The 20,509-nt window shown below is 44.7% G+C and carries 15 protein-coding genes and 1 riboswitch; of the genes, 9 read left to right on the top strand and 6 right to left on the bottom strand.

What is annotated here, in order from left to right; translation table 11 throughout:
* Window positions 1-16 precede the first annotated feature (16 nt).
* The 4 genes from topA to VEA_RS11975 all read left to right on the top strand — a co-directional run bounded on the left by topA (window position 17) and on the right by VEA_RS11975 (window position 6,836).
* Window positions 17-2,647, top strand: coding sequence for a type I DNA topoisomerase (gene topA, locus VEA_RS11990; RefSeq protein WP_005390711.1), 2,631 nt, complete (start codon window positions 17-19; stop codon window positions 2,645-2,647).
* A gap of 610 nt (window positions 2,648-3,257) precedes the next feature.
* Window positions 3,258-4,475, top strand: a complete 1,218-nt coding sequence (glgC, locus tag VEA_RS11985) for a glucose-1-phosphate adenylyltransferase (protein ID WP_005390714.1) — start codon at window positions 3,258-3,260, stop codon at window positions 4,473-4,475.
* Window positions 4,465-5,922, top strand: a complete 1,458-nt coding sequence (glgA, locus tag VEA_RS11980; RefSeq protein WP_006742125.1) for a glycogen synthase GlgA — start codon at window positions 4,465-4,467, stop codon at window positions 5,920-5,922. Before glgC ends, glgA begins: the two co-directional genes overlap by 11 nt.
* A gap of 110 nt (window positions 5,923-6,032) precedes the next feature.
* On the top strand, window positions 6,033-6,836 hold the full coding sequence (locus tag VEA_RS11975; RefSeq protein ID WP_006742124.1) for an alpha/beta fold hydrolase: 804 nt from the start codon (window positions 6,033-6,035) through the stop codon (window positions 6,834-6,836).
* A 37-nt stretch (window positions 6,837-6,873) separates the two neighbouring features.
* Here the strand turns inward: VEA_RS11975 and VEA_RS11970 are convergent, their stop codons facing one another.
* The 5 genes from VEA_RS11970 to torD form a co-directional block, all read right to left on the bottom strand.
* The gene (locus VEA_RS11970; RefSeq protein WP_005390719.1) at window positions 6,874-7,194 is read right to left on the bottom strand and encodes a hypothetical protein; all 321 of its coding nucleotides are present in this window, start codon (window positions 7,192-7,194) and stop codon (window positions 6,874-6,876) included.
* A 20-nt stretch (window positions 7,195-7,214) separates the two neighbouring features.
* The gene (locus tag VEA_RS11965) at window positions 7,215-7,901 is read right to left on the bottom strand and encodes a TVP38/TMEM64 family protein (RefSeq protein WP_006742123.1); all 687 of its coding nucleotides are present in this window, start codon (window positions 7,899-7,901) and stop codon (window positions 7,215-7,217) included.
* Between the two features lie 115 nt (window positions 7,902-8,016).
* A complete protein-coding gene (locus tag VEA_RS11960) occupies window positions 8,017-8,607 on the bottom strand; it encodes a TfoX/Sxy family DNA transformation protein (RefSeq protein ID WP_005390721.1) in 591 nt (196 codons plus the stop codon).
* A gap of 116 nt (window positions 8,608-8,723) precedes the next feature.
* A riboswitch (cyclic di-GMP riboswitch) is annotated at window positions 8,724-8,813 on the bottom strand.
* Window positions 8,814-9,098: 285 nt separating this feature from the next.
* Window positions 9,099-10,103: an HTH-type transcriptional repressor PurR gene (gene purR, locus VEA_RS11955; protein WP_005390722.1), complete on the bottom strand. Its 1,005-nt coding sequence runs from the start codon at window positions 10,101-10,103 to the stop codon at window positions 9,099-9,101.
* Window positions 10,104-10,567: 464 nt separating this feature from the next.
* Window positions 10,568-11,215, bottom strand: a complete 648-nt coding sequence (torD, locus tag VEA_RS11950; RefSeq protein ID WP_006742122.1) for a molecular chaperone TorD — start codon at window positions 11,213-11,215, stop codon at window positions 10,568-10,570.
* Between the two features lie 266 nt (window positions 11,216-11,481).
* On the opposite strand from torD, the gene torR reads away from it, so the two are divergent.
* The gene (torR, locus tag VEA_RS11945) at window positions 11,482-12,192 is read left to right on the top strand and encodes a two-component system response regulator TorR (protein ID WP_005390726.1); all 711 of its coding nucleotides are present in this window, start codon (window positions 11,482-11,484) and stop codon (window positions 12,190-12,192) included.
* Window positions 12,193-12,264: 72 nt separating this feature from the next.
* On the opposite strand, the gene elyC is transcribed toward torR, so the two are convergent.
* Window positions 12,265-13,050: an envelope biogenesis factor ElyC gene (gene elyC / locus VEA_RS11940; protein WP_006742121.1), complete on the bottom strand. Its 786-nt coding sequence runs from the start codon at window positions 13,048-13,050 to the stop codon at window positions 12,265-12,267.
* Window positions 13,051-13,164: 114 nt separating this feature from the next.
* Between elyC and cmoM the strand changes: the two genes are divergently transcribed.
* From cmoM to mukB, 4 genes are read left to right on the top strand one after another with little or no spacing between them, the layout of a single operon-like run.
* Entirely contained in the window at window positions 13,165-13,956 is a 792-nt protein-coding gene (gene cmoM / locus VEA_RS11935; protein WP_012841987.1) for a tRNA uridine 5-oxyacetic acid(34) methyltransferase CmoM, read from the top strand.
* A gap of 2 nt (window positions 13,957-13,958) precedes the next feature.
* Window positions 13,959-15,296, top strand: a complete 1,338-nt coding sequence (gene mukF / locus VEA_RS11930; RefSeq protein ID WP_006742119.1) for a chromosome partition protein MukF — start codon at window positions 13,959-13,961, stop codon at window positions 15,294-15,296.
* A complete protein-coding gene (gene mukE / locus VEA_RS11925; RefSeq protein WP_006742118.1) occupies window positions 15,277-16,002 on the top strand; it encodes a chromosome partition protein MukE in 726 nt (241 codons plus the stop codon). Before mukF ends, mukE begins: the two co-directional genes overlap by 20 nt.
* A 2-nt stretch (window positions 16,003-16,004) precedes the next feature.
* Complete coding sequence (mukB, locus tag VEA_RS11920) at window positions 16,005-20,468, top strand: chromosome partition protein MukB (RefSeq protein WP_041853048.1); 4,464 nt, start codon at window positions 16,005-16,007, stop codon at window positions 20,466-20,468.
* Window positions 20,469-20,509 lie beyond the last annotated feature (41 nt).

The following is a 20,509-nucleotide window of genomic DNA, read 5'->3' as shown; positions in this document are numbered from 1 at the left end:
GACGTTAGAGTCAGTTATGGGTAAATCACTCGTTATAGTGGAGTCACCAGCCAAGGCAAAGACGATAAATAAGTACCTTGGTAAAGACTTTATTGTTAAGTCTAGTGTTGGTCATGTGCGTGATCTGCCTACGGCCGGTCAAAGCACTGGTGAGAAAAAAGCCGCAGCCATCTCAACAAAAGGGATGAGTCCGGAAGAGAAAGCGCGCGTTAAAAAAGAGAAAGACCGCAAAGCGTTGATCAAAAAAATGGGGATTAACCCATATCATGACTGGGAAGCGAATTACCAAATCCTTCCAGGCAAAGAAAAAGTTGTCAACGAACTACAAAAACTCGCCAAAGACGCAGATTGCGTTTATCTCGCAACCGACTTGGACCGCGAAGGGGAAGCAATCGCATGGCACCTTCGTGAGATCATCGGTGGCGATGAAGAGCGATACAAACGTGTAGTTTTTAACGAAATTACGAAAAACGCGATCCAACAAGCTTTCCAAACACCTGGAGAGCTGAACATGGATGGTGTTAATGCCCAACAAGCGCGTCGCTTCATGGACCGTGTCGTTGGTTTTATGGTTTCACCTCTACTTTGGAAAAAAGTGGCTCGTGGTTTATCTGCTGGTCGCGTGCAGTCTGTTGCGGTGAAACTATTAGTTGAGCGTGAGCGTGAGATTAACGCGTTTGTACCAGAAGAATTCTGGGATATTCATGCGAATACGAAAACGAAAGACAAAGCGGACTTTAAACTACTTGTTGCTCAGAAAGATGGTTCTGCGTTTAAGCCAGTTAATGAGGCAGAAACCAAAGCAGCGATGTCTGTGCTTGAGAATGCAAGTTACGAAGTATGTAAGCGTGAAGATCGCCCGACGAAGAGCAAGCCTTCAGCACCTTACATCACCTCTACGCTTCAACAGGCAGCGAGTACACGTCTTGGCTACGGCGTGAAAAAGACCATGATGCTAGCTCAGCGCCTCTATGAGGCCGGTTATATCACTTATATGCGTACGGACTCGACTAACCTAAGTGCCGAGGCTGTGGACGCTGTACGTGATTTTATTGGTTCTGAGTTTGGTGATAAGTATTTACCAGCGAAACCGCTGACGTATGGCAGTAAAGAAGGGGCACAGGAAGCGCACGAAGCGATCCGTCCTTCAAATGTGGGTGTTAAAGCGGAAGACCTGCAAGGTGTCGATGCTGATGCGCACAAACTTTACGCTTTGATTTGGAATCAGTTTGTCGCGTGTCAAATGACACCAGCAGAATACGATTCAACAACCATCAGCGTAAAAGCAGCAGAATACACGCTTAAAGCGAAAGGCCGTATCCTTAAATTTGACGGCTGGACTCGTGTACAACGTCCAATGGGCAAAAACGAGGATACAATCCTTCCTGCGGTACAACTTGGCGATAAGCTAAGCTTAGAGTCACTTGACCCTAAACAGCACTTTACAAAGCCACCTGCGCGCTACACTGAAGCAGCACTGGTTAAAGAGCTGGAAAAACGAGGTATTGGTCGTCCTTCGACTTATGCATCGATCATTTCTACGATTCAAGATCGTGGTTACGTAAAAGTTGATCAGCGTCGTTTCTACGCCGAAAAAATGGGCGAAATTGTTACCGACCGCCTTGATGACAGCTTTAACGATTTAATGAACTACGACTTCACCGCCCGCATGGAACAGAAACTGGACCAAATCGCTGAAGGTGAAGTGAACTGGAAAGCAGTGCTAGATAACTTCTTTGCTGATTTCACTGGCGATCTTGAAAAAGCGGAATTGGATGAGTCAGAAGGCGGTATGAAGCTAAACCATATCGTCATGACGGATATCGAATGTCCGACGTGTAGCCGTCCAATGGGTATCCGTACTGCTTCGACAGGTGTGTTCTTAGGCTGTTCTGGTTACGCGTTACCACCAAAAGAGCGTTGTAAGACAACCATCAACTTGGGTGACGAAGAAGGTATTATTAACGTTTTAGAAGAAGACGTTGAAACGGCCGCGCTTCGTGCTAAAAAGCGTTGTCCGATCTGTGAAACGGCGATGGATGCGTACCTGATTGATGACAAGCGTAAGATGCATGTTTGTGGTAATAACCCGAACTGTGAAGGCTACCTTGTTGAATACGGTGAGTTCAAAGTCAAAGGCTATGATGGTCCAGTTGTTGAATGTGACAAATGTGGCTCTGATATGGTGCTTAAGAACGGTCGCTTTGGTAAATACATGGACTGTACGAGTGAAACGTGTAAGAACACTCGTAAGATTCTGAAGAATGGCGAAGTCGCGCCACCGAAAGAAGATCCTGTTCATTTCCCCGAGTTGCCTTGTGAAAACTCAGATGCGTATTTCGTACTTCGTGATGGTGCTTCAGGTCTATTTATGGCGGCAAGCAACTTCCCGAAATCGCGCGAGACACGTGCTCCTTTGGTTGCTGAACTGGCACGTTTTGAAGAGCGTTTACCTGAGAAGTTCAAATACCTAGCGACCGCACCGCAAGAAGATCCTGATGGTCGTCCTGCAGTTGTACGCTTTAGTCGCAAAACAAAAGAGAACTACGTTCGTTCGGAAGAGAACGGCAAACCATCTGGTTGGACAGCGCTCTTTGTTGAAGGTAAGTGGGAAGTCACAGATAAGCGTAAAAAAGCGAAAGCATAAAAATGCACCATTAAAGTAATGTAAAAAGGCAGCGATATCGCTGCCTTTTTTGCGTAGGGGCCTACAGTTTTCTTCTGCGCATTCTTCCTCTAATCGACCTTTCCTCACTTTAACAAGCACCATTGTCGCTAGAAAACACCAGAGTCACGATTTATTAGTAGTGAACGTATTTTTTATGTAAAAAACATTCGTCGTAACTTTCATTTTGCATTCATATATTTGTTATATATTAAGCTCAAAAAGTCGGTGGTGTAGTGAATCCGTTCGTAAATTGTTTTCATAATGTAATCGTTTGCTTTTGCATGTGTGATCTAGATATCGTCTTGAGTAAGCAAGAACTGTATGGAACACAGAATGGCGTATTAAAAATTGTAATTTAGAACCTGCTTAGATAATTTATTACAAAAATTAGTGCAACTGTGTGCATTTTGCGTCGAAAAATAAGAAAAGAGTGGACGTTGCATACTGGAAGTGCCGTAGCTTTTTTATCGTGTTGTAAGAGTTCAAAGAAACTCCTGATACGGTTACTAAATGTATTCGCTTGACTCCCCGAGTATGACTCATTCAAGCGAGTACCAAATCCAAGCTATAACGATATGGAGAACAACAAATGGCTGGTGTTTTGGGAATGATTCTTGCTGGCGGTGAAGGCTCTCGTTTGAGACCTTTAACAGAATCTCGTAGTAAACCTTCGGTACCGTTTGGTGGTAGCTATCGATTGATCGATTTTGCTCTAAACAATTTTGTAAATGCGGATTTAATGCGCATTTACGTCCTCACCCAATTTAAATCTCAATCTTTGTTCCATCATTTAAAAAAGGGCTGGAACATTAATGGCATCACTGACCGCTTTATCGATCCTATTCCTGCTCAAATGCGCACTGGTAAGCGTTGGTACGAAGGAACGGCGGACGCGATCTATCAAAATCTCCGTTTTATGGAATTAGAGGAACCAGAGCAAGTTTGTATTTTTGGCTCTGACCATATCTATAAGATGGATATCAAACAAATGCTGAACTTCCATTCAGAAAAGCAGGCTTCTCTCACGGTATCTGCATTGCGTATGCCACTAAAAGAGGCGTCGCAATTTGGGGTTATCGAAGTGGACAGTGAAGGTCGCATGATAGGCTTTGAAGAGAAACCAGCAAACCCGAAGTCAATTCCTGGCGATCCTGATTACGCTTTAGTTTCAATGGGTAACTACGTTTTTGAGGCTCAGGTGTTATTCTCTGAGTTGGTTGAAGATGCGGATAATGAAGCTTCGTCACATGATTTTGGGAAGGACATTATTCCTAAGATGTTCCCTCGAGGTGACGTGTTCGTGTATGACTTCAGTACTAACAAAATCAGCGGTGAAAGAGAAGAGGTGTACTGGCGTGATGTGGGAACCATTGATGCGTACTGGGAGGCGCACATGGATCTGCTAGAAAAAGACGCACCGTTTTCACTATATAACCGTAAATGGCCGCTGCATACTTATTATCCTCCATTGCCGCCAGCGACATTTACAGACTCTGATAATGGCCGTGTTCAGATCATCGACAGTTTGGTATGTAATGGCAGTTACGTCAGAGGCTCAAGAATAGAAAAGTCGGTGCTTGGGTTCCGCAGTAATATTGCATCTGCTTGCGATATCAGCGAATGTATCCTTCTTGGTGACGTGAAAATTGGCGAAGGCTGTGTTTTACGTCGTGTGATTGTCGATAAGGATGCCGATATTGCTCCTGGTACTCAGATTGGTGTGAATCTTCAAGAAGATAAAAAACACTTCCACGTGTCTGAGGAGGGCATTGTTGTTATTCCGAAAGGAGCTCGAGTTGGCTACTAACAACTTATCTATTCTGTTTGTAGCTTCTGAGGTCGAAGGTCTCATTAAAAGTGGTGGCTTGGCAGACGTTGCCAAGGCACTACCGGAAGCCCTTCAAAACCTACAGCAAGACGTAAGAATTACCATCCCTGCGTACAGCAGTATTGATAAACTCGCTGACGCAGAAGTTGTATTAGAAACAGAACTAACATCATGGCCGCATACGGAGTATCGAGTTCTGCGGCTCATGCTAGGTCAAAATCCTGTTTATCTGATTGATTGTCAGCCGTATTTCAATCGACCATCGATGTATGCGGAGAACAACCAAGCGTATACCGATAACGGTGAGCGCTTTGCGTTTTTTAGTGCAGCATGTTTAGACATGTTGCCGAAGCTTGCTTTTCAGCCAGATATCATACACGCGAACGATTGGCACACTGGTCTTGTTCCATTTTTGCTCAAGCACAGGTATGGCAATGATCCGTTTTTTGCTCATACTAAAAGTGTCATTTCTATACATAATGCGGTTTTTAAAGGCGTATTTAGTTATGAAGACGTGCAGTGCTTGCCAGAGTTTCATTGTCGAAACGTTCCCGATGCTGCGGTGAGTACAACGCATATTACTATGCTCAAAGCTGGTGTAATGAATGCCGATAAGATAAACGCTGTCAGCCCTACGTACGCAGAGGAACTCAAAACAGAGCTTGGCAGTCATGGAATGGCTTGGGAGTTTCAGCAACGCGAGCAGGACTTAGTTGGTATTTTGAACGGTTGTGATTACAGTGCTTGGAACCCGGAAACGGATACTTACTTGCCAGTTAATTACTGCGCTAACCAACAAAGTATGACGCAAGGCAAGAAAGCGTGTAAACAAGCATTACAACTGCGGCTAAATTTGCCTGAAAAAGATGTAGCCATGTTCGGTATGGTTTGTCGGTTGACCCAGCAAAAAGGTGTGCATTACTTGTTGCCTGCTTTGGCCGATTTTTTGAAGCACGATGTTCAACTAGTTGTCGTTGGGACCGGAGACCCTGTACTAGCCGCTCAGCTAGAAGAGGTTGCTGCACAGTTTTCTAGTAAATTTGTCTTCGTAGAAGCTTATGATAATGAACTTGCGCATATCGTTGAAGCGGGTTCTGATTTCTTTCTGATGCCTTCTGAGTTTGAGCCGTGTGGTTTGAATCAAATCTATAGTATGGCTTATGGGACATTACCGATAGTACGTGGTGTCGGTGGTCTAAAGGACAGCGTCAACGATTATGATGTGAACCCTTCTGAAGCGACGGGGTTTGTTTTTTTCGAACCGACACCGCAGGCATTGTTGTTAACGATGCTAAGGGCACTGTTGCTCTATGCTCAAAACGAACCTGAAGTGAATAAAGTACAGTTGCATGCGATGCAACAAGATTTTTGTTGGCAAAAGGCCGCAGAAGCTTATTTGCAACTTTACAATTCGGCGTTAAATTGACTTAAAATTGTAACGAAAGGCACCGAATGAGGTGCCTTTATTATCTTGAGTAAGGGGAGTGTGGTAGGATGGCTTTTTACTCAATAGCACGACCTTTTTGATACTTGAATATGACCCAGCCGCTACTTTTTCATAAAACCTATTTGCACCCTACTAGTCATGAGTGGGTTGTATTTGTGCATGGTGCTGGCGGTAGCTCTTCTATCTGGTTCAAGCAAATCAAAGCTTACAAGCAACACTTTAACTTATTGCTGATCGATTTAAGAGGTCATGGAAAGTCAAATCAGTTACTTAAAGAACTCATTGCCAGCCGTTATACCTTTACGGAAGTTACCCAAGATATTTTGAAAGTATTGGACCATTTAAAGATCCAATCCGCTCATTTTGTCGGTATGTCGCTTGGTACCATTATTGTTCGAAACCTTGCTGAATTATCAGCAGAGCGCGTGCGTTCAATGGTGCTCGGTGGCGCTGTCACAAGGCTCAATACTCGTTCTCAAATATTGGTTAAATTAGGTAATTTTTGTAAGCACATTCTGCCGTACATGTGGCTCTACAAACTTTTTGCGTACATTGTTATGCCACAGAGAAGCCAGCGAGAGTCTCGCCATCTTTTTATTCGTGAGGCCAAGAAGCTTTGCCAAAAAGAATTTAAACGTTGGTTTATTCTTGCTGCTGATGTAAATCCTTTAATGAAGTATTTTAAAGATCGAGAGTTACCCATTCCCACACTCTATTTAATGGGCGACAGAGATTACATGTTTATTAAGCCTGTTAAAGAAATGGTTGCGGCGCATAAGCTTAGTGTTTTACGAGAGATCCCCAACTGTGGTCATGTTTGTAATGTTGAGCGCCCTGAAGATTTCAATCAACATTCCATCGAATTTATTAAGCAGCAAACGGTTTCTGCTTAGCGCTTAATAAATCGATTGAATAGGAGTAGGGGAGTTATTAAGGCTCCCCTATTTGATGTCCACATTGCCAACAAGCACCAAACTGCCCCTCGTTTACCTCATGGCACTTCGGGCACTGCCAATCTTGATACTCATTTCCATCGGATTGTTTGCGGTAGGCTTGTACTATTCCTTCTGCTTTTACTTGTTGTTTGGCGTCAAAAAGCCAGACATAAGGATCGGTATCATCACTAAACGGCAGCTCTCCTTTTAAACCGAAAATACCCTCTCCGCGGACTTCACAATAGACTTGCTCGGTTTTCAATAATTCGCACACGATATGCGCTTCTGCTGGGTTTTTAGCAATGAATATTTTTATTAAACACGTCCACTTACTAATTATGAGTTTTGCTGACTCGGTGTTGGCCTTACTTTATTCATAACCCATTTAGTGATGATTGGAAACAGCCCCAGTAACGCAAAAGAGGCCAATACCGCAGGTGAAATAATGCCTGACAGGCTTTCAATTGTTGCTAACTGAGTACCGGCGTTTAAGTAAACTGCAGTGCCTGGCAACATACCTACTTGGCTAGTAAGGTAAAATCGACCTACAGACATTGGCGTTAAGCCCATCAACAAGTTGATAAGAAAGAAAGGGAATACCGGAATGAGACGCAAGGAAAATAGATAAAATGCACCGTCTTTTTCGACACCTTGGTTAATTGCGATTAACTTATTGCCAAACTTGTTTTGTACCCAGTCACGCAGCAAATATCGGCTGCTTAAAAATGCTAGTGTTGCACCCATAGTACTGGCGAAAGAAACCAGTAATAAGCTCGTCCAAAAACCAAATAGAGCCGCACCAAGTAATGTAACCACAGCTGCCCCAGGAATAGAAAAAGCGGTAATTGCAATGTAGGCAAAAAAGTAAATAGCTACCGAAAAAACAAAGTTCTGATCGATGTATGTGGTCAGCGCTTCTTGTTGTGCTTTTGCATTTTCCAACGTTAAATACTGACTAAAGTTAACGCCTAAAAAGATAATGATCGCGACCAGGATTAGGCCTAATATCAGTTTCTTATTCATATTTATGATTCCAATTTGGGATATATGTAATAAGACAGAAGGAAAGTCGAAAAAATTTCACAAAAAAACCGCAGATTAGACTGCGGTTTTACAAGATAGTTTTTAAGGCCGACTTTTATTGGAGGCCATTCATCAACTCATCTCGGCGAGCTTGAGGTACAACGCTCCAATGAGTACCGTTAATAGCACCTTCTAGTGCCCATAACAGTTCAATGTTGACGGTTGCAGAGTGCGTATCTCTTATCGCTTTATAAGCGTTAAGTGCACCTTCCTCTTCCAGTTTTTCTACTGACTCAATGCCTGCTTTTTTTAGCATGCGTTCAGTAGCCAGTCGTAAGTTAGGCAAATCTTTTAAGCGATTAGGCTTTGTAGTTGCTTGCTGTTCTTTTTCAAGCTTTGCCTTTTTCAACGATTGGTTAGCTACTTCGATTAAGCGTTCGCTAGACTCCCATAAATCGTTGGAAATTGCGTAGTACTTAGTAACGACTGGGAAGCCACGTTTCTTATAAACGTAAGGCTTTAGCCCTTGTTTCTCGAAGTCAGATGAAGTTTGTTGGTCTGCTCTTATATGAAGCTGATTATTTACAACTAGTGCAAACATTGTTTCATCAGCGAATAGTCCGAAGCCACCAAACATTGAGCGCGACTTGATATTACCAAGTGCCTCAAATAGCTTCATAGAGTCTTTGAGTATCGGTTTATCCATGTTTTGTTATCTCGGTGTAATTAATATTACGCCACCAAAAGTCAGGTCCGAGAGAGTAGCAAACATGCGCAAAAGCAATGTCATTACAGGGTAAAGTCATCGCTTGCACACTTGCCATCGGTAACCCCGCTACCTTCCATATAGTATTATGGTTCAGGCCGGAGGCTTTGCGTCCCACCCTTTCGAATGGTTTGCCCTGTGCGTGACAGAATGAGCATACTTCGTATATTGAATTAACATCACGTTTTACCCGTAAAAGTGTGATTCTGGTTCAATAAAAAGTGTCGACAAGCGCATATTTGTGCATATTTGAGAATAAGGCGGGATGATCTCGAGGTTGTGAGGGTGTGTGATTTACCTACATATAAAACAGAGACTTAGAGATTCGAGATTTTTTGTCTAACAAACCTAAGTCAGGGAAAAGTTATTTAGAGATAAAAAATAAGCGCCCTTTTAGAGCGCTTATTTGACATCGTTATATTTGGCGAATTTTAGTTCATTTTCTTCACGGTGTTTCGAATTACAAGCTCAGGTTGCATTTCGAAAATTCGCTTTTCGTGTTCTTTATCTTTGATTCGCTCAAGTAGGATCTCGAACGCATTTTTACCCACACGACGTTTAGGTTGGTGGATAGTTGTTAACGGTGGAGAGAAGTATTCCGCAAGCTCGATGTTGTCGTAGCCGATCACTGAAATATCATCAGGAACTTTGATACCGTTTTGTTGTAGGCGGCTCATTAGGCCCAGAGCCATTGTGTCGTTAAAACAGAATACCGCTGTCGGACGTTTGTCCATTGCTGTAATTTTATCTGCGACTAATACGGCCGTATCACATTCAAAGTTACCTTCAAGGATCCAGTCCTCATTTACAGTTAGGTTTGCTTCGCTCATCGCGCGACGGAAACCTGCAATGCGCTCTTGGCAAGCTAGTTTTTCAAAATGACCGCTTAGACAAGCAATATCAGTATGGCCATTGTCGATCAGATGTTTGGTTGCGATGTAGCCACCTTCTTCTGAGTTATCCATGATCTTGTCCGCTTGTGAGCTTTCTGGACCCCAATCCATGACCACTTTAGGAATGTCGGCATGACGGTCAAGCATCTCTTTAAGCTCTTCGGTTAAGTCAGAACACATCACTAGGATGCCATCAACACGTTTTTCAGCCAGCATACGGATGTAATCGCGTTGTTTTTCGTAAATCCCACCCGTATTACACAGAATCAGAGTGTAGCCTTGGCGGTAACAGTAGCTCTCAACCCCGTCAATCACTTCTGAGAAGAATAGGTTGGTTGACTGCGTTACTAACATGCCAATCGTACGAGTTGAGTTACACTTTAGGCTGCGTGCAACCGCACTTGGCGCGTAATTCAACTCGTCCACGGCTTTCATTACTTTTTCTTGCGTTGCTTCTGCAACGAAACGCGTTTTATTGATAACGTGCGAAACTGTCGTAGTGGAAACGCCGGCTAAGCGAGCAACGTCTTTTATAGTGGCCATAAATGGTGTCCTGTATCGAGCTACTGAAATATGTCGTGTGGATGTACCTGATGCTCTAATGGTTTACACCCAGCAATCTAAGGTTGGCGCTAAGTGTTTCGGCAGCGGTTGGTCCAAGTACGACAAAAGGGTATGTAGCAGCATCGGTCGATGAATTTTATCTTTTTTCTATCTGATGATAAATTGCCATCAACCTGTTAAAAAACACAAAAACCGCTATATTTCAGCGGTTTACATATAAATCATATTTAATCGTTTGCGCTCACATTTTAGCCCTATGTGGACGGACTAGCAATGTTTTCAGCAAGAGATTTGTGTATTTGAAGTCACATTTTGACTGCTAAATAACCAAGCGTCTTTGAGCTAAGTTAAGGCAAACGAATAATATACCCAACTTACTTACATTCAGTTATTTCAGGTATACAGGAAGCCCGATAGGCGGGCTCCTTAAAAATAGGCGGCAATTATTCACCAAGAAGGTAAGCGCTGTCTAGTTTACAAAATGCAACTAATAGTTTCGCGACGCTCGAGTAGAACCCAAATTCGTCGAATTGTTTACATTTGTCTGCAAACTGAGGTAACCAAGACATCAACTGTTGCTGGATAAAGTCGTTTTGTTTAACGAAGGCTTCTTCCATGTGTTTTTCTTGCTCAAGTTCGTTTGAGCGGATAATCATGTTGCCAAGAAAGTCGAGTTCAACGGCTAAGTGGTCCGCAGGCTCTTTTAGATTTTCATCTACTTGAACGCCAAATTCTGCCATCAACTTTTCCATTTCCTCGGCTGGCTTGTCATTCAGCAAACCTGATTCACCGATGTACATCGATGCGTAAGGAAGAGCGCCGTATTTTTCTGTCTTCAAAAACAGTTCACAAAAGTCAGCAGCAAGCTCCAATTGAGCGTCTTCACGATCTTGCAATCGGTTTAGCGCATCAACGAGGCTATCAACGGCTGGTTTCAGTGACTCATTTTCACCTAAACCTGCTAGAAAACTGCGAATTTCAACACTGTGGTAGGCTTCCAGCTCTTTCTCTGTTAGCTCTTTTGCGAACAAGCTCGAAAACCACCAGTAAATTTCAGCGCGTTTTTCATTAAAAGCTTTCACTTCTTGCATCTTGGGCTCCTGAATGATGCTTCAAGTTGTGCATCACAAAGTCAATTAGGGATATCCCCTAAGTGTAATCAATTAAAATGAATAGCAGTAACTATAATTATTATGTTTTATGGTCAAAAATTAACGTTTATTAATAGCGATGGGTAAGCTTGTTTTGAATCAATAAAAACGCTAAATCTTGCTTTTTAATGTATCTATGACTAGAAATGTTACTAGTTATGAATAGAATACGTCTTGGATAATAAGAAGACAGAAAAGTGGTGTAAATGAGCTATCACGTATTAGTCGTAGAAGATGATGTTGTAACTCGTAGTAAGCTTGCGGGATATTTCCAAAATGAGGGTTACCAAGTCAGCGAAGCAGAGAGTGGCGCAGAAATGCGTGAGGTCCTGCAAGCGGGTGATGTAGACCTAATCATGCTGGATATCAACCTGCCGGGTGAAGACGGCCTGATGCTTACTCGTGAATTACGTAGCCAATCGGATATTGGTATCATATTAGTAACAGGACGCACGGATAGCATTGATAAAATCGTAGGCCTAGAAATGGGCGCTGACGATTATGTGACAAAGCCTTTTGAACTGAGGGAGTTGTTGGTTCGCGTTAAAAACTTGCTGTGGCGTATTTCAGCAGCGCGTAGCGGTAGCGCGAAAGCGAACGAAACCAGTGAAGAACATATTGTACGTTTTGGAGAGTGGACATTCGACATTCAACGTCGTGCGCTGAGCCGTAACGGCGAACCCGTAAAATTGACCAAAGCAGAATACGAACTTTTGGTGGCGTTATCGTCTTACCCTAACCAGGTGTTAAGTCGCGAGCGTATTTTGAATATGATCAGCCACCGAGTTGATGCTCCCAATGATCGTACTATTGATGTTCTTATTCGACGTATGCGCGCAAAAATGGAGTTTGATCCAAAGAACCCACAAATTTTTGTGACGGTGCACGGCGAAGGCTATATGTTTGCTGGTGATTAAACTGAACAAACCTAAGTCTTAAAAAGAAAAAGGAGAGCTTCGGCTCTCCTTTTTTGTGGTTTCAAGATAGTACTACTTTGCTTCAACCATTGGTGTTTGACCGACGGTATCACGCAACCTTTGCCAAATACTGCCCAAGTACTCATGCCAATAAAGCTCTGTTTGTTCTAAGTAACGCGCTTTGGGTGAGTATTTATCCCAAGGTTGACTGATTTCGCTAATAGCTAAGAAGTTGGTCGGGGCTGGGATTGGTTTAATGCCTGCTGCGTTGAACTCATACAATGCACGGCTCATGTGGCTCGCAGAAGTGACTAACACAATCTCCTTTTGTTGAACGAATGCAGCCGCTTGACGCGCCTCTTCCCACGTATCTTTCGCATCTTCTAATAAAATGATATCGGATTTCGCGACTCCCAACGCAAGGGCAACGTTCGCCATCATTCTCGCGTGGCTAATTTCAGATCCGCCAGCATAGCCAGACAAAATTAATTTAGCACCTGGATACATTCTTAAAATACGAATGCCTTCAGTTAAGCGCATTAATGCTGCACGGCTTAACTGCGAGGTGGGTGGAATTTCGTCATCGATAACATGACCATTCCCTAAAACCATCACGTAGTCGATGGTGCCAGAAACTGGCAAAAAGGCTTTATGCTCTCGCTCTAATGGCATAAGAAGCTTGGTTGAAACAGGTTGGAAGGCAACAAGAAAAATGCCAACAAAAGAGAATAGAACAACGAAGCAGCCAGTTTTACGTTTTGTGGTAAAACTAATGAGAGCAAGACCCAACAAGCCTATCAGCAGCAATGCCGGAAGTGGCATAAGCAAGGCTGACACTACTTTTTTCAGCTCAAACATACATAAATAGTCCGAAAAAACATCAATTGATAATAAAAATGAGGGTACCCCTCTTTATTCCTGCTTTCCTTGTGCCAGAATAGCGGCACAATCCGTTATGATAACTCAGCAGAAGTGACAGAAGACCGCAATTTCGACGATATCGCCCACAAATTTGCAAAAAATATTTACGGCTCCGATAAAGGGGAGATCCGCCAAATCATTGTGTGGGAAGATTTTCTACAGATTCTAAGTGAATTAGATGCTGACCAGCAACCCCTAGAGGTGTTGGATGCTGGTGGTGGTTTGGCACAAATGTCGCAAAAGCTTGCTAAGCTCGGACATCGAATCGCTTTATGTGATCTATCTTCGGAAATGCTGCAGTTGGCTAAGCAGGATATTGAAAAAAACGGTTTGCTTGAGCAGTATCGCCTGATTCATTCGCCTGTCCAATCCATTGGTGAGCATATGGATGAACAGGTGGATCTTGTTATGTTTCACGCCGTCATGGAGTGGTTGGTCGATCCTAAGGCCGCACTTGAAACGGTACTAGAACAAGTAAAACCGGGAGGCATCGCATCAGTGATGTTCTATAACCACCATGGTTTAGTCTATAAAAACGTGGTTTGTGGCAACATTCCTCATATATTAGACGGCATGCCTCACCGAAAAAGATTTAAACTACAGCCGCAAAAAGGCTTAAAACCTGAAGAAGTCTACCAATGGATAGAAGATTCAGGCTTTAGTATTTGTGGCAAATCTGGTATCCGCTCATTTAGTGATTACATAGGCAATATGCAATACATGGGCGATTACGAGTTTGAAGATGTGTTGGCGCTAGAAAAACAACTTTGTCGACAAGAGCCATACCTCTCATTAGGCCGCTACATTCATGTGTGGGCTAAAAAGAACGATAAACAGGAATAACAATGAGTGAGATGACTCTCAATGCTGCAGAGCAACCAATCGATGAGTTGGTTGGCTGGGTTAAGCAGCACGATTTCTCGTTGAACCTGACCACAGAGCGATTGGCATTCTTGATAGCCATTGCCGTACTGAGTAATGAAAGGTTCGATGAAGAATTGGGTGAAGGTGAATTGCATGATGCGTTTGCCATCGTCACTCGATTATTTGATGAGACTGGCGAAGCCTCCGCTTTTCGTGCGAACAACGCCATCAACGAGATGGTCAAGCAGCGCCTTATTAGCCGTTTTGTCAGTGAGATTACCGACGGAGCGAGCATTTACCGCTTGTCGCCTTTAGCGATAGGAATTACCGATTACTATGTGCGTCATCGTGAGTTCTCGAAACTGCGCCTTTCTATTCAACTGTCTATGGTGGCAGATGAAATGGCGAAAGCGATTGAGGCAGCACAAAAAGGTGGTACACCGGGCCACTGGAAGAAAAACGTATACGGAGTTTTAAAATATTCTGTAGGCGAGATCTTCGATCAAATCGATCTTAACCAGCGTGTGATGGATGAGCAGCAGCAATCTGTAAAACAACAAATTGCCGACCTGCTAAATAAAGACTGGCGCGAAGCGATCAACAACTGTGAAGCGCTACTGTCAGAAACGTCGAGCACATTGCGTGAACTTCAAGATACGCTGCAAGCCGCCAGTGATGAACTGCAAACTCAGATCCTAGATATTCAAGAAATTGTTTACGGCGATCCTGAGCTTGAGTTCATCGAAGAAGCGTTGTTTGGTCTGCAAATGAAGCTGGACCGAATCACAAGCTGGGGCCAGCAAGCGATCGACCTTTGGATTGGTTACGACCGACATGTGCACAAGTTCATCCGTACTGCAATTGATATGGATAAGAACCGTGCGTTTAGCTCGCGTCTACGTCAATCCGTCAAAGATTACTTCGATGCGCCTTGGTATCTGACTTATGCAGATGCGGAAAGGCTTTCTGACCTTCGTGACGAGGCGTTGGTGCTACGTGATGACGAAGTGACCGGCCAAGTTCCGATGGAAGTAGAGTATGAAGAATTTCAACAAGTCAATGATGAGTTGTCTGAACGAATTGGTGACATGCTAAAAGCGCATAAAGCTCAAGGCACGCCAATCGACTTGAGTGTGGTATTGCGAGATTACCTTGCACAGCATCCTTACACTCATCATTTTGATTTAGCTCGCATTATCGTTGATCAAGCTGTACGTCTGGGGTATTCAGAATCGGATTACCAAGCGATTCAACCGGACTGGAAAGCAATCAACGAATTTGGGGCAAAGGTACAAGCGAATGTCATCGACCGATACTAATGAATACATGTCAGATAAACTGGCAAAAGCAATTTCTAACCCTCTGTTCCCAGCGCTAGACAGCATGCTTCGAGCAGGGCGTCATATCTCAAGTGAAGATCTGGATAACCACGCGTTGTTGTCGGATTTCGAACTTGAGCTTTCTTCTTTCTACCAGCGCTACAATACCGAATTGGTGAAAGCGCCAGAAGGTTTCTTCTACCTTCGTCCTCGTTCAACGTCTCTGATTGGCCGTAGTGTCCTTTCTGAACTGGATATGCTGGTGGGGAAGGTACTGTGTTTCCTTTATCTAAGCCCAGAGCGTCTTGCGCACGAAGGCATCTTCACTAACCAAGAGTTGTACGACGAGCTACTTGCTCTGGCTGATGAAAACAAGCTGATGAAGCTGGTGACCAACCGTGCTACCGGTTCTGACCTTGATAAAGAAAAGCTGTTTGAAAAAGTACGCACGTCACTTCGTCGTCTACGCCGCCTAGGCATGATCATCAACATTGGTGAGACCGGTAAATTCAGCATCAGTGAAGCGGTATTCCGCTTTGGTGCCGATGTACGTATTGGTGATGATATGCGTGAAGCGCAGCTACGTCTGATCCGTGATGGTGAAGCGGTAGTGCACACCAAAGAGCCAAGCCAAGGCAGCCTATTGTCTGAAGAAGATCAAGACGACCAAGCCCAAGAAGAAACAACAGAAGAGGGTGAAGCATGAGCATGATTGAACGCGGTAAATACCAATCGCTGACCATGGTCAACTGGAACGGCTTCTTTGCCCGTACATTTGACATCGATGGTCTGGTCACCACGCTATCAGGTGGTAACGGTGCAGGTAAATCAACCACAATGGCGGCGTTCATCACCGCATTGATTCCTGACCAAACGCTACTGCACTTCCGTAACACGACAGAAGCGGGCAGCAGCCAATCGTCTCGCGATAAAGGTTTATACGGTAAGCTGCAGCCGGGCGCATGTTATGCGGCGCTAGATGTGGTGAACTCACGTAACCAACGCCTACTGTTTGCAGTAAAAATGCAGCAAGTTGCAGGTCGTGATAAGAAAGTAGACATCAAACCGTTTGTTATCCAAGGTCTTCCAAGCCATGTGAAACCAACGGATATCTTGGTTGAAAGCGTATCTGCGACTCAAGCTCGTGTACGTCAAATCAACGAAGTAAAAGAATCGATCGCGGAATTTGAAGGCGTTCAGTTCAAAGCGTTCTCTTCTATCGTGGATTACCACGCACAAATGTTTGAATTCGGTGTGATTCCGAAGAAACTGCGCAACTCTGGTGACCGCTCTAAATTCTACCGCCTGATCGAAGCATCGCTTTACGGTGGTATTTCAAGTGCGATTACGCGCTCGCTACGTGACTACCTTCTGCCACAAAATGGCGGCGTGAAGAAAGCGTTCCAAGATATGGAATCGGCGCTGCGTGAAAACCGCATGACGCTAGAAGCGATCAAAACTACTCAAGCAGACCGTGACTTGTTCAAACACTTGATTACAGAGTCGACCAACTACGTGGCAGCGGACTATATGCGCCATGCCAACGAGCGTCGTAAAAAACTAGAACAGACATTGTCTTTGCGTTCAGAGTTATTTGGTTCTCGCGAGACCTTGATTGAGCAAAACAATCTGCTTAACCGCGTTCAAGAAGAGCTGGAACTGCTGATCGAATCAGAATCTTCTTTAGAGCAAGACTACCAAGCGGCTTCGGATCACTTGCAACTGGTGCAAAACGCGCTGCGTCAGCAAGAGAAGATCGAACGCTACCAAGAAGATCTTGAAGAGCTGAGCGAGCGTCTTGAAGAACAAATGATGGTAGTGGAAGAAGCGCAAGAACGCGTGATGATGGCTGAAGAGCAAGCGACCGTTGCAGAAGAAGAGGTGGACAGCCTTAAGACGCAACTTGCTGATTACCAGCAAGCTCTTGACGTTCAGCAAACTCGCGCGCTTCAATACCAACAAGCCGTTCAAGCGCTGGAGAAAGCGAAGCAGCTACTTGGCGATGACAGCCTAACGGCAGAATCCGCACAAGCGTTAGTGGCGGAGCTGAAAAACAAAGAGTCAGAAAATACCAATACGTTGTTGTCTGTGAAACATAAGCTCGATATGTCATCAGCTGCGGCAGAGCAGTTTGATACTGCATTGAAGCTTGTACAGAGCATCGTTGGCCCTGTTGAGCGCAAAGAAGCCTCTGAGCACGCAAAATCGGCAATCGCTAAAGCTCGAGAATCACAGCAAATTGCACAAAACGAACAGCAATGGCGAGCACAACACCGTGATCTCGAACGCAGCCTTAACCAGCAGCGTCAAGCACGTGAACTGGTTGCTGAATACAAAAAGCAATATCACGTCGAGCTAACCGATGAAGTTACGTTTGAACAAGAACGTGAACGTCATGCGATGCAAATCGAATCACTAGAGATAGCTCAAGAGGAAGTTCGTGATCAGCGTGGTGAACAGCGCCGTCTAGAGCAAAACGCGGCGGCAGAAATCAGTAAGTTTGAAGCGATAGCGCCAGCTTGGATTGCGGCGAACGATGCGCTAGAGAAACTGAGAGAGCAGAGCGGGTCAGACCTTGAGGATCGCCATGCGGTAATGAACCACATGCAGGTTGTTCTTGAGCAAGAAAGGGCGCTGTCCTTAGCTAAAGATAAGCTTGCTGAGCGCCGTAGCCAGCTAGACGCTGAGATTGAACGTCTTGCTTCTCCTGGTGGTTCAAACGACCCTCGCCTGAAAGGTTTGGCTGATACTTTAGGCGGTGTATTACTGTCTGAGATCTACGATGACATCACGATTGATGACGCGCCTTACTTCAGTGCGATGTACGGTCCGGCTCGTCACGCTATCGTTGTTTCTGACCTGTCAGGTATCGAAGAGAAACTGGTAGAGCTAGACGACTGTCCAGAAGACTTGTACATCATTGAAGGTGACATCGATGCCTTTGATGACAGCTCGTTCGATGCAGAAGAGTTAGAGGGCGCGGTTTGTGTTCGCATGAACGATCGCCAAATGCGTTACTCTCGCTTGCCTGAGATCCCATTGTTTGGTCGTGCAGCACGTGAGCAGCGTCTAGAGTTGCTGCGTAACGAACGAGAAGAAGTGGTAGAGAAGCACGCAAAAGCGGCGTTTGACTCTCAGAAAATGCAGCGTTTGTACCAAGCATTTAACCAATTTGTGTCTAACCACATTCAAGTGGCTTTTGACGCTGATCCAGAACAAGCACTGGCAACCATTCGTGATAAGCGTAACCAAATTGCTCGCGTGCTGGCGGATCTGGATGCAAAAGAGCAGCAGCAACGCTCTCAGCTTCAAACTAGTAAGCAAGCACTGTCTTCTCTGGACAAGCTAGCATCACACATGGTGCTTGTTGAAGATGAATCATTGCAAGCGCGTTTTGATGAGCTAGAAGAGAAAATCGCTCAGCTTGCAGAGGCGAAAAACTTCTTAAATAATCATGCAAAAGCCGTCGCGCAACTAGAGAATATTGCGTCTGCGCTTGATGCTGACCCAGAGCAATTTGATGCACTAGAAGCAGAATACAAAGCGGCAGATGAACAGTTACAAGATCTTAAGAAGCAAATCTTTGCACTCTCGGATCTGGTTGAACGTCGTCACTACTTCGCTTACTCAGACTCGGTTGATCTTCTGAACAAAAGTAGCGAACTGAGTGAGCAGCTAAAAGCGAAGTTGGTTCAAGCTGAACAGACTCGTACTCGTTCTCGTGAAGAGTTGAAGCAAGCACAAGGACAAATGAACCAATACAACCAAGTATTGGCGTCTTTGAAGAGTTCGCATCAAGCGAAGCAAGAAACCGTACAAGAGTTCAAACAAGAGCTGCAAGAGTATGGCGTAAATGCCGACGAAGGTGCGGAAGAGCGTGCAATGCGCCGTCGTGACGAGCTGCACGAACGCTTACATACTTCACGTAGTCGTAAGAGTGAATACGAGCGCACGATAACGTCGACCGAGCTTGAGATGAAAGGCTTAGCGAAACGTCTGAAGAAAGTGCAGAAAGAATACGCAGAGCTGCGCAAATTTGTCGTTGCAGCGAAAGCGGGTTGGTGTTCAGTACTTCGCTTAGCGCGTGAAAACGATGTTGAGCGTCGTCTACACAAGCGCGAACTGGCTTACATGTCGGCGGATGAATTGCGTTCGATGTCGGATAAATCATTGGGTGCGCTGCGTTTAGCGGTTGCGAACAATGACGACTTGCGTGATGCGCTGCGTCTATCAGAAGACAACGCACGTCCAGAGCGTAAAGTTCTGTTCTACATTGCTGTATACCAACATCTTCGTGAGCGTATTCGTCAGGATATCATCCGTACTGATGACCCAGTTGAAGCAATCGAAGAGATGGAAGTCGAGCTGGCGCGTCTAACGGAAGAGCTAACGCAGCGTGAAAACCGTCTAGCGATCAGCTCTGAGTCGGTAGCGAGCATCATCAAGAAGACGATTCAGCGTGAGCAAAACCGTATTCGTATGTTGAACCAAGGCTTGTCGAACATTTCGTTTGGTCAGGTGAAGGGCGTACGTCTAAACGTGAAAATTCGTGAAAGTCACGAAGTGTTACTGAACGGTCTAGCGACACAGCAAGAGCAGCACAAAGACCTGTTTGAATCGACTCGCTTTACCTTCTCTGAAGCAATGGCGAAACTGTTCCAACGCGTGAACCCACACATCGATATGGGCCAACGTTCACCGCAAGTTCTGGGTGAAGAGCTACTGGATTACCGTAACTACCTAGAGCTAAGTGTAGAAGTGAACCGTGGTACAGACGGTTGGCTACAGGCCGAGTCTGGCGCGCTATCAACAGGTGAAGCGATCGGTACTGGTCAGTCAATCCTCCTGATGGTTGTTCAAAGCTGGGAAGAAGAATCTCGTCGTCTTCGCAGCAAAGACATTTTGCCTTGTCGTCTGCTCTTCTTGGATGAAGCAGCGCGTCTGGATGCGAAATCGATCGCGACATTGTTCGAATTGTGTGACCGTCTGGATATGCAGCTTCTTATTGCGGCACCAGAAAACATCAGCCCAGAGAAAGGTACTACCTACAAGTTGGTGCGTAAGGTGTTTAAAGACCATGAGCACGTACACGTAGTTGGTCTACGTGGTTTTGGTCAAACGGATAAGCCTAAGACCGAAGCGCAAGAGATGATCGAAGAGTTTGAATCGTAAACTCCGAATCTAGCAAAACGCCCGCAATGAACGCGGGCGTT

The organism is Vibrio antiquarius (genome assembly GCF_000024825.1).
Classification (GTDB): domain Bacteria; phylum Pseudomonadota; class Gammaproteobacteria; order Enterobacterales; family Vibrionaceae; genus Vibrio; species Vibrio diabolicus.
Note: the sequence above shows the minus strand (reverse complement) of the source record. Positions and strands in the feature narration are given on the sequence as shown.